This is a genomic window from Pararhizobium sp. LjRoot238 (assembly GCF_964252955.1).
Lineage (GTDB): Bacteria > Pseudomonadota > Alphaproteobacteria > Rhizobiales > Rhizobiaceae > Pararhizobium.
In genome coordinates this window covers 4,140,467-4,152,642 of sequence record NZ_CAXUPP020000001.1, presented here as the reverse complement: position 1 = coordinate 4,152,642, position 12,176 = coordinate 4,140,467, and the positions used below count along the sequence as shown (strand labels likewise).

At 60.2% G+C, this 12,176-nt stretch carries 19 protein-coding genes; 9 read left to right on the top strand and 10 right to left on the bottom strand.

The features are described 5' to 3' along the window. The gene (locus ACSQ3F_RS20480; protein WP_436101897.1) at positions 1 to 378 is read right to left on the bottom strand and encodes a hypothetical protein; all 378 of its coding nucleotides are present in this window, start codon (positions 376 to 378) and stop codon (positions 1 to 3) included. Between the two features lie 235 nt (positions 379 to 613). Between ACSQ3F_RS20480 and ACSQ3F_RS20475 the strand changes: the two genes are divergently transcribed. Together ACSQ3F_RS20475 and ACSQ3F_RS20470 are read left to right on the top strand one after the other, a co-directional pair. Next, positions 614 to 1,321, top strand: a complete 708-nt coding sequence (locus tag ACSQ3F_RS20475) for an EF-hand domain-containing protein (RefSeq protein WP_436101896.1) — start codon at positions 614 to 616, stop codon at positions 1,319 to 1,321. Positions 1,322 to 1,514: 193 nt separating this feature from the next. Beyond that, positions 1,515 to 2,027 (top strand): superoxide dismutase family protein, encoded by a 513-nt coding sequence (locus ACSQ3F_RS20470; RefSeq protein WP_436101895.1) that lies wholly within the window; start codon positions 1,515 to 1,517, stop codon positions 2,025 to 2,027. A 74-nt stretch (positions 2,028 to 2,101) separates the two neighbouring features. Here ACSQ3F_RS20470 and ACSQ3F_RS20465 read toward each other — a convergent pair whose 3' ends face one another. The 8 genes from ACSQ3F_RS20465 to ACSQ3F_RS20430 form a co-directional block, all read right to left on the bottom strand. Next, positions 2,102 to 3,133, bottom strand: coding sequence for an NUDIX hydrolase (locus tag ACSQ3F_RS20465; protein WP_436101894.1), 1,032 nt, complete (start codon positions 3,131 to 3,133; stop codon positions 2,102 to 2,104). Continuing rightward, a complete protein-coding gene (locus ACSQ3F_RS20460; RefSeq protein ID WP_436101893.1) occupies positions 3,069 to 3,608 on the bottom strand; it encodes a tyrosine phosphatase family protein in 540 nt (179 codons plus the stop codon). Before ACSQ3F_RS20460 ends, ACSQ3F_RS20465 begins: the two co-directional genes overlap by 65 nt. Further along, a complete protein-coding gene (locus ACSQ3F_RS20455) occupies positions 3,608 to 4,216 on the bottom strand; it encodes a YfbR-like 5'-deoxynucleotidase (RefSeq protein WP_436102201.1) in 609 nt (202 codons plus the stop codon). The genes ACSQ3F_RS20460 and ACSQ3F_RS20455 overlap by 1 nt, the downstream gene beginning before the upstream one ends. Continuing rightward, positions 4,213 to 5,052, bottom strand: a complete 840-nt coding sequence (gene ygfZ, locus ACSQ3F_RS20450; RefSeq protein ID WP_436101892.1) for a CAF17-like 4Fe-4S cluster assembly/insertion protein YgfZ — start codon at positions 5,050 to 5,052, stop codon at positions 4,213 to 4,215. The genes ACSQ3F_RS20455 and ygfZ overlap by 4 nt, the downstream gene beginning before the upstream one ends. A 70-nt stretch (positions 5,053 to 5,122) precedes the next feature. Further along, the gene (locus ACSQ3F_RS20445) at positions 5,123 to 5,872 is read right to left on the bottom strand and encodes a hypothetical protein (RefSeq protein WP_436101891.1); all 750 of its coding nucleotides are present in this window, start codon (positions 5,870 to 5,872) and stop codon (positions 5,123 to 5,125) included. 13 nt (positions 5,873 to 5,885) lie between these two features. Further along, entirely contained in the window at positions 5,886 to 6,155 is a 270-nt protein-coding gene (locus ACSQ3F_RS20440; RefSeq protein ID WP_113004128.1) for a hypothetical protein, read from the bottom strand. A gap of 125 nt (positions 6,156 to 6,280) precedes the next feature. Then, on the bottom strand, positions 6,281 to 6,703 hold the full coding sequence (locus ACSQ3F_RS20435; protein ID WP_436102200.1) for a TIGR02301 family protein: 423 nt from the start codon (positions 6,701 to 6,703) through the stop codon (positions 6,281 to 6,283). Positions 6,704 to 6,722: 19 nt separating this feature from the next. Continuing rightward, positions 6,723 to 7,184 carry an NUDIX hydrolase gene (locus ACSQ3F_RS20430; RefSeq protein ID WP_436101890.1) on the bottom strand — a complete coding sequence of 154 codons (462 nt, stop codon included), beginning with the start codon at positions 7,182 to 7,184 and terminating at the stop codon, positions 6,723 to 6,725. A gap of 51 nt (positions 7,185 to 7,235) precedes the next feature. Between ACSQ3F_RS20430 and ACSQ3F_RS20425 the strand changes: the two genes are divergently transcribed. Together ACSQ3F_RS20425 and ACSQ3F_RS20420 are read left to right on the top strand one after the other, a co-directional pair. Next, entirely contained in the window at positions 7,236 to 7,568 is a 333-nt protein-coding gene (locus ACSQ3F_RS20425) for a hypothetical protein (protein ID WP_436101889.1), read from the top strand. A 3-nt stretch (positions 7,569 to 7,571) separates the two neighbouring features. After that, positions 7,572 to 8,336 carry an SOS response-associated peptidase gene (locus tag ACSQ3F_RS20420; protein WP_436101888.1) on the top strand — a complete coding sequence of 255 codons (765 nt, stop codon included), beginning with the start codon at positions 7,572 to 7,574 and terminating at the stop codon, positions 8,334 to 8,336. 4 nt (positions 8,337 to 8,340) lie between these two features. Here the strand turns inward: ACSQ3F_RS20420 and ACSQ3F_RS20415 are convergent, their stop codons facing one another. Further along, entirely contained in the window at positions 8,341 to 8,499 is a 159-nt protein-coding gene (locus ACSQ3F_RS20415) for a hypothetical protein (protein WP_436102215.1), read from the bottom strand. A 394-nt stretch (positions 8,500 to 8,893) separates the two neighbouring features. On the opposite strand from ACSQ3F_RS20415, the gene cysS reads away from it, so the two are divergent. The 5 genes from cysS (at position 8,894) to ACSQ3F_RS20390 (ending at position 12,174) form a co-directional block, all read left to right on the top strand. Then, positions 8,894 to 10,390, top strand: coding sequence for a cysteine--tRNA ligase (gene cysS / locus ACSQ3F_RS20410; RefSeq protein ID WP_436101887.1), 1,497 nt, complete (start codon positions 8,894 to 8,896; stop codon positions 10,388 to 10,390). A 281-nt stretch (positions 10,391 to 10,671) separates the two neighbouring features. After that, positions 10,672 to 11,025 (top strand): endonuclease domain-containing protein, encoded by a 354-nt coding sequence (locus tag ACSQ3F_RS20405; protein WP_436101886.1) that lies wholly within the window; start codon positions 10,672 to 10,674, stop codon positions 11,023 to 11,025. Next, on the top strand, positions 11,004 to 11,204 hold the full coding sequence (locus ACSQ3F_RS20400; RefSeq protein WP_436101885.1) for a hypothetical protein: 201 nt from the start codon (positions 11,004 to 11,006) through the stop codon (positions 11,202 to 11,204). The genes ACSQ3F_RS20405 and ACSQ3F_RS20400 overlap by 22 nt, the downstream gene beginning before the upstream one ends. Next, positions 11,201 to 11,683, top strand: coding sequence for a GFA family protein (locus ACSQ3F_RS20395; protein ID WP_436101884.1), 483 nt, complete (start codon positions 11,201 to 11,203; stop codon positions 11,681 to 11,683). The genes ACSQ3F_RS20400 and ACSQ3F_RS20395 overlap by 4 nt, the downstream gene beginning before the upstream one ends. Further along, positions 11,680 to 12,174, top strand: a complete 495-nt coding sequence (locus tag ACSQ3F_RS20390) for a GFA family protein (RefSeq protein ID WP_436101883.1) — start codon at positions 11,680 to 11,682, stop codon at positions 12,172 to 12,174. The genes ACSQ3F_RS20395 and ACSQ3F_RS20390 overlap by 4 nt, the downstream gene beginning before the upstream one ends. Positions 12,175 to 12,176 lie beyond the last annotated feature (2 nt).

Genomic DNA, 12,176 nt, shown 5'->3' with positions numbered 1-12,176 from the left:
CTATCGTTGCAGCACAAACGGACAGACGAGGCGCACGCCGATCGTCAGAGACTTGCCGCAATCGTAGCGGCAGGTCTTGAACGGACCATTCACGTCCTCACCATTCAGATTGCATATGGTAACCACCGGCTGATCCGGGGCGCGGTTGCCGTCAAAATAATCCGGAATGTTCGGCTTGTCCTCAGGCGCAGTGAGAAGTGTGCCGGCGAGAAGGAGAACAATGGTCTGCATTGGTTCGCGCCTTGCTGTTCGACCGCTTGTATCATGTGCCGAAGAGGGGACTTTTACCAGCACCAGACAGTTGGCGCGAACGAGGCCGGTTTCGTCACGTCGGCCATCAGGTTTTTCCAAGCGGTTCTGGCGCTCATCAGGGAGCATCGGTCGCGCCAAGAAATATAAAGTTACAATATGGAATTAAAAAGAAATACTTTGAATAAGCAGGAAATAGTGTTTAATTTTTTCGTGCTTAAAAGGCTGTCAACTGTATATTTTAGTGATGAACAAATATTTTTGACGGAATCTCCGAACCGGTTTAACTCGGTTCCTGTCCCCTTTTTATATCGCGTATGGCGGATACATTGTCTTCCACGAGCGTTTCGAAAAGGAGAGCTTGATGTTAAGTGTCTCGACAGGCACAAGCGCGTATCAATACCAAAATATGTTTTCCAAGCTGGACAAAGACGGCAGCGGCACCGTCAGCCAGGACGAATTCAGCGCCGGCCGGCCAAAGGATGTCAGCGAGACGCAGTCGGCGACCCTGTTCGGTACGCTGAACAGCAGCGGCACCGGCGCGATGACCTATGAAGAATATGTTGCCGGCTCCCAGGACGCCGCCCAGACCACATCGGACAAGTGGTCCGGTGAAATGATGGCGATGATGCTGGATATCATGCAGCAGAGCCAGGGCACAGAACCGCCGGCGCCGCCGTCGTCCGCGGACATGTTTGCCGATATCGACGCCGATGGCGACGGTTCGGTAACCCAGGCCGAGTTCGTGGCCGCCCGTCCCGATGATGTCAGCGAGGAAGAGGCGACAGCCTTCTTTGCCAGCCTTGACACCGAAGGCACCGGGTCGCTGACAGAAGAGCAGTTTTCGACGGGCGTGGAAGCCCAGGGAACCGGCGGACCGCCGCGTGGCATGATGCCACCGCCGCCGGAAGACGCTACCGCAACGGACAGTTCCGATGCAAGCGCGGCCGTCGACACGACAGAGGCCATTCAGGATATTCTCGATCAGCTGCTGTCTGCCATCCAGGCATATCAGGAAAACAGCGATCAGGATCAGAGCGAAACCCAGACGAACCTTCTGCTCGCCGCCTGACCACCACACCGCATTCAGCGCAAGAAAGAAGCCGGGTTCGGGCGCGACGAACCCGGCTTTTCGCGTCTGCCGTTAACTTCTGGGAAAGACAAAAAGCCCGTATAGCATTCCCTTCCTGTCATCCGCCGGAACCGCGGCGGGACTCACGCGTTGGATTGGATCGCGCATTTCGATCAACCGGAAGGATATGCAGATGAAAAATCCCATCTTGATGGTGGTGCTCGCCGCCTGTGTCGCAACACCCGTCCTTGCGCAGCCCTCGTCGCAGACAGCTGTCGCCAATTTCATCGGAAAAGATGGCAAGGAGACGGGCAGGGCGGTTCTGACCTCGGCCAAGAACGGCGTGTTCATCGAAGTCGAGGTCACCGATCTGCCGCCGGGGAAGTGGGTGGCGTTCCATATCCATGAAACCGGTGAATGCGATGCCGCCCACGGCCACGAGTCGGCCGGCAAGCATTTCGATCCGGGCAAGACCGAACATGGATTCCTCGCTGCCAATGGCCCGCATGCCGGCGACATGCCGAACCAGTATGTCGGCGATGACGGCGTCTTGCGTGCGCAGGTGTTCAACAGCATGGTCGTGCTTGACAATGCCGAAAACGACATTCGCGGCCGGGCTCTGATGATCCATGCCAAATCCGACGATAACCGCAGCCAACCCTCCGGCGACGCTGGCGAACGGCTGGCTTGCGCTGTGATCGAATAACGCTCGCGGCCGTATTCTCCCATATCCCGCTCTGTAAGAAGCGAGGACAGGGAGTGCGAGATCAATCCGAAGCGCTATCGTCCGCCGACTTTCAGCCCGGGCGCGGGGCGTTCGTCGAGAATCTGGCGGCGGAATCGGAAGAGGGCCGCCGGGCGGCCGCCGGTGGCGGCGGTCAACATGCCGGTCGGTTCGACAAGCTCGGCCCCTTCGACAAGGCGGCGGAAATTCTGCTTGTGCAGATGGCGGCCGGAAATGGCCTCGACTGTCGCCTGCAGGTCGGTCAGCGTAAATTCCGGCGGCATCAGTTCGAAGATCACCGGGCGGTATTTGATCTTTCCGCGCAGCCGCGCGACGGCAGTGGCGACGATGCGGCGGTGGTCGTCGCGCATCGTCAGGCCGATCGGCGGCGTGGCTGTGGCAACCGCCCGCCCGTCGATGGCGACCTCGCCGACAAGTCCGGCCTCGTAGAGAAGCTCGTAACGCTCCAATACGCGCTCTTCATCCCAGGGAAAATCATCAAGCCCGAAGGCAAGCCGCATGCGCGTGCGCCGCTGCGGCAGGCCCATGCGCTCGTCCTGATGCCCGCTTTTTTCCCATAGCCGCAAGGCGGGAAGAATGATCTGGTCGATGATCGCAGGACGGCCCTGCCTCCAGTCCTCCCAGGGAAGGTAGCTGTACCAGTCGCGCCAATGAGCGCCGGCATCCGCCAGCCGCGCATTGTTTTCCGCGTCGGTGCGCGTCAGCGCCAGATAGCCGACCGACACCATATGCTTGCCGCTTTCGCCGGGCGAGCGATGCCGGCCGCGGTCGCCGAAGGTATAGAGCTGTTCGATATAGCCGAGATCAAGCGCCGTCTGCTCTTCGACGCTGGCGCGCAGGCTGGTCTCGAAGGTGCGGTGGCGGGCGGGATCGAAGGGGCCGAAGGGCAGGCCGTCGCGGCTGTCCTCCTGTCCTTCGCTGACGGCGAGGATCCGCGGCGAGCGGCTGGTCACGGCGACGATCGCGGCATTGAGGCCGATCTCGACGGTGATGGTCCTCTCGTCAACCGGCATGGGAGACGGGCTCCGGCAGTGGCGAAAAGACAAAGGGCACATTGCCGTCCGCATCGGCGCCCCGTCCGATCGCCTTGATAGCTGCAACCAGGCGCCCGTTGCGCGAAAGCAGGTGGTCGCCGATCTCGATCAGCCGGATATTCGGTGTGACATAGGCGGATGCGGCGCGTAGCCGCCGCGCCAGTTCCGCCTCGTCCTGATCGGGCTCCACCGCCAAGGCGGCGATGACGGCGGCCGCCGGAGAACGGGAAATCCCCATCCAGCAATGGACAAGCAGCGGCGCCGACCGGTCCCATTGCTGCGCAAAGCCGATGATCTGCATGACATGGCTTTCCTGCGGTGCTACCAGTCCGTCATTTCCACCAAAACTGATGTCGTTGACGCCTAGCGAAAGGTGACGCGTCGCGTCGATCACCGCCGGGCGATGAAAGCTCTGGTCCTTGGCGAGAAGACTGACCATCTCGCGGCAGCGGTGCCGGACGGCCATTTCGGCGATGCGAGAAAGGGGGGAAACAATGATCTGCGACATCAGGATGCCACTCGCGCGTTGGTACGCATCGCTTCGATGGCTTCAAACCGTTCGGCGAAGAGTTTTTGCGCCTCGATCGCCGGCAGCGGATCGATCAGGATCATCTCGCGAGTGATGCCGCGCGGCTGGCCGAAGAATTTCCGTGCTTCCGCAAGCGAAAACCCGGCAAGCACGGTCGCCTCGAAATAGGCGGCGATCTGGTCGGCCTTCTTGATCTTGGCCTTCAGCTCCGCCGGCGTCGTCGCGGGAAGGCCGAAGCGCAGGTGAATGGCACCTTCCAGGCGCTTCTCGACCACCTTGTAGCCACCGCCCACCACCGCCTTGAAGGGCGAGATCATATCGCCGATGACATATTCCGGCGCATCGTGCAGCAGCGCCATCTGGCATTCGTCCGGCGTGCCATTGTATTGCCTGCGGAAAATCTCCTCAACCACCAGGCTGTGCTGGGCAACGGAAAAGGCGTGGTCGCCCTCCGTCTGGCCGTTCCAGCGGGCGACGCGCGCGAGCCCGTGGGCGATATCGGAGAGTTCGACATCGAGCGGCGACGGATCGAGCAGATCCAGCCGCCGTCCGGACAGCATGCGCTGCCAGGCGCGGGCAGACATCAGGCGCTCGCCTCGTCGGCTTCAGCCGGAAATTCAAGCCCCGCCCATGAGGGCAGCGCAAGCTTAACCGGCACATCGCCGGCCAGGATTGCTTCACCGGATGTGATGGCCTCGCCCGCCTTGTCGATGCGGACGATCGCCAGACCGGAAGCACCGACGACGCTGCCGAGCGTGCCGATCGGCCGGTCCTTGACGGTCAGCGGCGTACCGGTCGCGGGCAGGGCGGTCTCCGCCGTGACAATGACGATACGCTTGCGCGCCGTGCCGCGATGCTGCATGCGAGACACGACCTCCTGCCCGACATAGCAGCCCTTCTTGAACGACAGCGCGCCGTTCTTGTCCATCAGCACGTCATGCGGAAAGGCGTCCTGCAGAGCATAGTCCGCACCGGAAGCCGCAATGCCTGCTGCGATCCGCAGGCGTTCGTATTCCTGGATGCCGCTCGTTTCGCCTTCCTCGCCATAGGTGCGATAAACCGTCTGCCCTGCCTTGGCGAAACGGGCATCGCGATAGCCGCCCGATGTCTCCTCGAAATGAATGGTGACCGCGGCCGGCGACGTGACAGAGAGCAAGATCGGAAGCCGCAGCTTGTACATCGTGAGCCGCTTCAGCAGCGCCTCGGCCTGGTCTGTCCCGGTTTCAAGCCGGATCGCTTCGCCGTCGCGTGTCACCAAAAAATCGAAAAGGATTTTGCCTTGCGGCGTCAGCAATGCGCCCGGCTTGGCTTCGCCATCTTCCAGCTGCCCGAGATCAGTCGTGATCAGGGCCTGCAGAAAATCCTGCGCACCCTGTCCTGACACGGTGACGACAGCGCGATCGGCAAGAGTAGTGGGTTGCATGGAGCTTATCCTGTTCATCGGTAAACAGGTAGGATTTCATGCGAGCCTGAGCAAGCGCTTTGCGCGGCGATCAGTCTCCGGCGATGAAAAATTTCCATTGGCCGTCGGGCGTGATGCCGACGCGGTAGAAATTGTAGTTGCCGCCCTCTTCCATCCCGGCGACATCACCGGCGGTCACCAGCCGGAAGAGATCGACCTTTTCGGGCGCGGTGAGCGAGGAAAGAGATTTTTCGGTGAAGTAGGGCCAGACGTAGATTTCGTCCGGCGTTCCCTTGTCGACCAGCACGAAGCCTGTCGACAGAACGTCGAGCAGGATCGCCAGAATTTCAATGCCCTCCTGATCACCGGACAGTCCCTTGAGGACCTTGACGGGATCGGTGCCGTTCTCGCCCACCTGCGTCTGCGTCGGACCCTTACCGAGCAGCGGTCGCAGCCGTTCGATGTCCCCGGAAGCCGCAGCCTCGACGATCAGCTCGCGCATGCGGGCGACGGCCTGCGGAATTTTCGACACATCGGACAGCACCTCGACGGGAGCGGCCGGTGCCGGATCTTGGACCGTATCGTCCTGTTCGTCGCGAGCCGGCTTGTTCACGAGCGGATCGGGCATCGGGATCTGCATCGGTCCCGCATCCTCCGGCTCATCCACTTCGGGGGCATCCTTGGCCTTGTCGTCCTCGTTCACCTGCCCGGGAATCTGCTTGAGCTCGCTGAGCGCAAACGCGGCGTGCGAAGAAAGGAAGGAGGAAGCAACGAGCGCGGCGAGCAATAACGCAGAAAATCGAACCGCAACTGGCCGGTTTGCTGACATCTGGCGTAACATGGCTGCCTCGAAACTACTGCAGAGTACGTTCCGGTGAGAATTCTCCGGCCAGCATACGCTCGCGCAGCGAGTTCAGCATGGCTTCGGCCCCGTCTTCGCCGTGCAGGCGGATCGTCTCGCGCATGGCAAGGGCAATGGCCGCATCGGCGATGATCTCAGGCTCGATGCCGTCAGCCATTCCATCCGCCCAGGCTTCATTCTGGTGTTCCAGGGCTGCCTGCATCTTCTCATGAACGATCATGTCGTCGATGTCATTCAGACTGGGTTCCATCATTCGTTCCATGCCGTTTCACGCTCTTTACTTGGCACCTGACTTGAGGTGGCGCCACTTCTTACCACTCTCTTAACGACCTTAGCAGCCTTTTCCCAAAACGACACGGGCTCCTGAGAAAAGAGGTTAATATCCCCTTAATTTCCAAAACGAGCGGTTATTTCTGAAGCAAGTGTTGCTCCTTCGGCACGGTATCTCTCGTCGGCCACCACCGCGGCGGCTGTGCAGGCCGTGTAGACGGAGGCAAAAGTCCGGTAGCCGCGGTTGAAGGCTGCGGTCATGCGAGCCCGCCGCTGGGCCTCGCCTCCCGCCTCCCTGTCGAGCAGGTCCTGCATCGATTGCCGCCAGCTGTCTGCCGCCTCATCCTTGCAGAGTGTCCGCAAATAATGAACGGAACCAAGGATCTCCGAAAGGCGCAACAGCCGCGTGTCATAGGGCGCAGGCTTTTCAGCGGTCACCGCCGGGGTGCCGATAACCGGCGTCTCCTGCGCCTGGGCGCCAAATGGCGGAGCAACAAGAGCCAGCAAAAGGGACAATCGAATGGCCAGAAAGCGGATCATACCCTTTTGAAGCCCCGAATCACGCCGGCAGGCAAGTCGAATTTCCATCGGACGATCCCGGCTGCCGGCGCGCCTCAAGTTTTTCCACGCATTCGCGAACGCTATCGGGGATCGGCAACTCGAAAATTTCGGTCGCCGTATACCAGCCGATGCCGGCCGCGTCGTCGCCGGCGACGGCAACAAGGTCCGGATCGGCATCCACCGTGAAGACCGACAGGAAAAAGTGTCGCGCGCCCACCCCATCTGATTCGCGCGGAGGCAGGTCATAGGTTTCGAAGAGGTGTGGCTTGCGCGGAAGAATACCTGTTTCCTCGTGAAACTCACGCACCGCCGTTTCCGCCGGCGTCTCGCCGATCTCAGCCCGCCCGCCAGGAAAAGCATACATGTCCGCAGACGGCGGATTGGCCCGCCGCACGAGCAGGTATCGCCCGTCGCGCTCCAGAATGGCGGAGGACGCGAGTTGGGGAGTGGGACGGGTCATGTGGTCTTTCATCGGCGTTCTATCTATATTCCTGTGCGTCAACGAAATACAATGGATCGCAGCGAAGCGAGAACCCAAAACGTGGCAGTTCGGAAATTGGACAGGGATAGCTTATCCTTTTTTGCCAAAAAATATGTTTGGTGGAAATCCGAGGAGGAAGCCGCCGAGCAACCGGAGCGCGTCATCGCCCAGGTGATGAACATCGGCGACTTTGACGACATTCAGACCCTGGAAATGCTGGCGGGCACCGAATTGCTCAAAAAGATCCTAAACGAAGCCGAGATCGGGCAATTCTCGCCACGCTCTTGGTCCTATTGGCATTATCGTCTCGATCTGGCTGCGGTTGATGAGGTTCCCGCGATGCCCGCACTGAGATTGGACTGATCCATGTGCGGACGATTTGCGCTGACGGCGACACCGGAAGAAGTGGCGGAATTTCTTGGCCTCCTGGAGACGGAGGACTTTCCCGCGCGCTTCAACATCGCACCGACGCAACCCATTCTCGTCGTCATTGCCGGCGATCGCCAGCAGCCGGGCAGCAACCTGCCGGAGCGCCGGGCACTGCTGGTGCGGTGGGGATTTACGCCGTCCTGGGTGAAGGACCCGCGCGATTTTCCGTTGCTGATCAATGCACGTGCCGAGACCGCCATCGGCAAGGCCTCGTTCAAGGCCGCCATGCGCCACCGGCGTATCCTCATTCCAGCCTCCGGCTTCTACGAGTGGCATCGGCCGCCCAAGGAGAGTGGCGAGCCGTCGCAGGCCTACTGGATTCGCCCGAAAAATGGGGGCGTCGTGGCCTTCGCCGGTCTGATGGAGACCTGGTCCTCGGCGGATGGCTCAGAGGTCGACACCGGCGCCATCCTGACCACGCGCGCCAATGCCGGCATCGCTGATATTCACGATCGGATGCCGGTGGTCATCAAGCCCGAAGACTTTGCCCGCTGGCTCGACTGCAAGACACAGGAACCGCGCGATGTCGCGGATCTCATGATACCGGCGGGCGATGGCTATTTCGAAGCCATCGCCGTATCCGACCGGGTGAACAAGGTGGCAAATACCGGCACCGATCTTCAGGCCCCGGTAAGCGTTGCCGCAAGGCCCGCCTCAAAGCCAAAGGAGCCGCCGGCAGACCGTCAGTTGTCGCTTTTTTGAGGGGTCAGGCCGGCTGCTTCGGCAAAGCGGGTTTCTTGACCGGCTTTGGCTTGACCTGCAGAGCAGCGGCAAGGACGGCCTTCAGGCCGAGCGGACGGTACTGCTCGACAAGATTGGCAGCAGCAACACGCTTACCGTGCTTGTCCATCTTATTGCCAGACATTTCAAACTCTCCTTTGATGCTTTCACTAGCTGGAAGCGCTTCGTTCCAGTGTGTTTTCCACCAAAACGGCGTTCCTTATTGTGCCCAAGGAAACAGGCAGCAATGTGCAAGTGCCTGAAAGTCTTGATTCCGCGGGCGTCCGGCGTCTCCAGATAAGCCCGATCGTGACAAAACAATGACCAATTCTCCAACATCCCAACATATGATGCTTGAGCGCCGCTGACCTCTTGACCGGGCGCAAGCGAAGCGCGATAAAGCTGCCCATGAAAACGGTTATCTGCATCATCTGCCGGATTATTATTCGCTAGCCTCAACGCTGGCCTGGCCGTTTTCGTCTCCCAAAAATCAAGATGACAACGCGAAGGTCCAGCCGGGCGGCTGCGTGTATTCGGTGATGCGGAATGGGAGATTTGGAATGGGCGGACTGCCGACATTGAAACTGTACAACACGCTGACACGGGAGAAGGCGGTTTTCACGCCAATCGACCCGACGAATGTCGGCATGTATGTCTGCGGCCCGACCGTCTACGACTATGCCCATATCGGCAACGCCCGTCCGGTCATCGTCTTCGATGTGCTCTACCGGCTGCTGAAACACCTTGCGAAAGAAGGGGTGTGGGATGGGGGCAAAGGCGAGACGAAAGTCACCTATGTCCGCAACATCACCGACGTCGATGACAAGATCAACGCGCGTGCGCTTCGCGACTTTCCCGATCTTCCGCTGAACGACGCCATTCGCGCCGTGACGGAAAAGACCGAGACACAGTTCCTTGAAGACGCCAAGGCACTCGGATGCCTCGACCCGGACGAACAGCCCCGCGCCACCGACAATATCCAACAGATGATCATCATCATCGAAAAGCTCATCGCCAAGGGCCATGCCTATCAGGCGGAAGGCGAGGTGCTCTTCGACACGCGCTCGATGGCCGACTATGGCCGTCTCTCCAACCGCAATCTCGGGGACCAGCAGGCGGGCGCCCGCGTGGCAGTCGATGCGCACAAGAAGAATCCGGGCGATTTCGTGCTGTGGAAGCTGTCGTCCGAAAGCGAACCCGGCTGGGATAGCCCCTGGGGCCGCGGCCGCCCGGGCTGGCATATCGAATGCTCGGCCATGAGCGAGCGTTATCTCGGCGAGACCTTCGATATCCATGGCGGCGGGCTGGACCTGATCTTCCCGCACCATGAAAACGAGATCGCCCAGTCGCGCTGCGCCCACGGCACCGACGTCATGGCCAATGTCTGGATGCACAACGGCTTCCTCCAGGTCGAAGGCCGCAAGATGTCGAAGTCCGAGGGCAATTTCGTCACCATCTACGAACTGCTGCACACGGAAAAATTCGGTGGCCGCAAATGGCCGGGCGAGGTTTTGAGGCTGGCGATGCTGATGACGCATTATCGGCAGCCGATCGATTTCAGTTTGAAGAGGCTGGAAGAGGCAGAAAATATCCTTCAGTCCTGGGTCGATGCGAGAAAGATTGCGTCCGACCATAACTGGGTTGCAGTGGCAAACCGTTTGGTTGAGCCGGTGCCGAGCAATGATCTGGTTGAATCGTTAGCGGACGATTTGAATATGAGCGAGGCGATCACCTTGCTGCAACGATGGTCTAAAGAAGCCGCTCGGGGCGATGTAGATGCCGCGTTCAATCTCCTAAACGGAGTGGCCTTTCTGGGCGTCGAACTTGAGGGTTTTATGGCCCAGGCACACGTCGACAAAATTGAGTTGATCTTGATTCAAGAACAGATCGAGATTCGGCTCGAACTCCTCAAAGCCAAGAACTTCCCCGAAGCCGACAAGATCCGCGAGGATCTTGCAACCAAGGGTATCCAGCTCAAGGACGGCAAGGATGCGGCAACCGGCGAGCGGGTCACGACCTGGGAGGTCAAGCGGTGACGATCGCCACCCCCCTCTGTCACTTCGTGACATCTCCCCCACAAGGGGGGAGATCGGGGACTCGCGGGGATCGCTCGGTTAAACAATTTTCTCCGCCCATGATGGCGGCAAACTGGATTGATTTGCCCGGTCCGTGTGCCCAGAGTGTGGGAGTTTCCTGTGGGCAGTGCGCTCGCCACATCCAATCTCCCCCCTTGTGGGGGAGATGTCACGAAGTGACAGAGGGGGGTATCGTGCCGCATACTGTAATCCCGCCGAAAGCCCGGGCAAATGCGCGCCGCATGCGCAAGAACCTCACGGATTCCGAACTCAAGCTCTGGAATGAATTGCGTGCGCACCGCCTGATGAGCATTGGCTTCCGCCGCCAGTTCCCGATTTCCGGTTATATCGTCGATTTTGCTTGCCCGACGCATCGCTTGATCGTCGAGCTTGACGGTTCTCAGCACGCAAACGAGGATCGCATTGCCTACGATCAGCAGCGAACGACGCGCCTGGAGCGAGATGGCTGGACGGTGGTTCGCTTCTGGAATGATGATGTGTTGAAAGACATCGACAATGTCTGTCAGCACATCCTTCTGGTTATCCGGGACAGGCTAATTGCGGAGAAGGAACAATGGGCGCCACCTATCTCGTAACATTGCAGAGAGACGCCGAAGGACAGTTCATCGAGATACCAGAGGAGCTTGCGCCTCTGGCGGAAAATCTCGTCATCTATCCTGACGGTGACCGGCTCATCATCCAACCAGCAGGCGCCGAGCCACCCATCGAGGGCGAAAGCGCCTGCAGTCGGCCGCATCGGAAGGATCACCCATGACCGACCTCGTCCACACCGGCGGCTGCCAATGCGGCGCTGTCCGGTTTCGCGTCGAAGGCACCCTCGGCGACGCATCGGTCTGCCATTGCCGGATGTGCCAGAAGGCGGCGGGGAATTTTTATCTGCCGCTGGTCTCCGTGCGCTCGGCGAAGCTCACCTGGACGCGGGGGGCACCGAAGCGCTTTCAGTCGTCCAATTTCATCAAGCGCGGGTTTTGCGGCGATTGCGGCACACCGCTCACTTACGAGGCGCCGGACGGTGTGGCGCTCGCGATCGCGGCCTTCGACAAGCCGGAAGGCATCGTACCGAAGATCCAGTGGGGCATCGAGGCAAAGCTCCCCTATGTCGACCATATTCCGGGCCTGCCCGGCGAGGACACCATGGCCGACCAGGATGCTGCATCTTTTCTTGCGAGGCTCGTCTCTTACCAGCATCCGGATCACGATACCGCCGAATGGCCGCCGAAGGAGCGCGGATGAGCATCTCCCGCATCTATACCGGCGGCTGCCAGTGCGGCGCGGTGCGCTATCGGGCGGAAGGCACGCTCCGTGATCCGCATCTATGCCATTGCCGCATGTGCCAGAAGGCGGCCGGCAACTATTTCATGCCGCTTGCCAATGCGCGGCGTGCGTCGTTCCTCATCACGAGGGGTGAACCGAGCTGGTTTCACTCCTCCGATTTCGCCCGGCGCGGATTTTGCGCCGCCTGCGGCACGCCGTTGTTCTATGACATGCCTGGGGCGGATTTTATCAATATCGTGCTCGGTTCTCTCGACGATCCCTATGATGTGCGGCCGCTCAAGCAGTCCGGCGTGGAATCGCGCGTCCCCTGGTTCTCGCATCTGCCGGGACTGCCGGGCGCGGAAACCGACGCCGGCAACAAGGCCGGTATTAAGCGGCATCTGGCGATCCTTGAAACGAGCCGCCAGCATCCCGATTACGACACGAAACATTGGCCACCGGAGGAATAGAC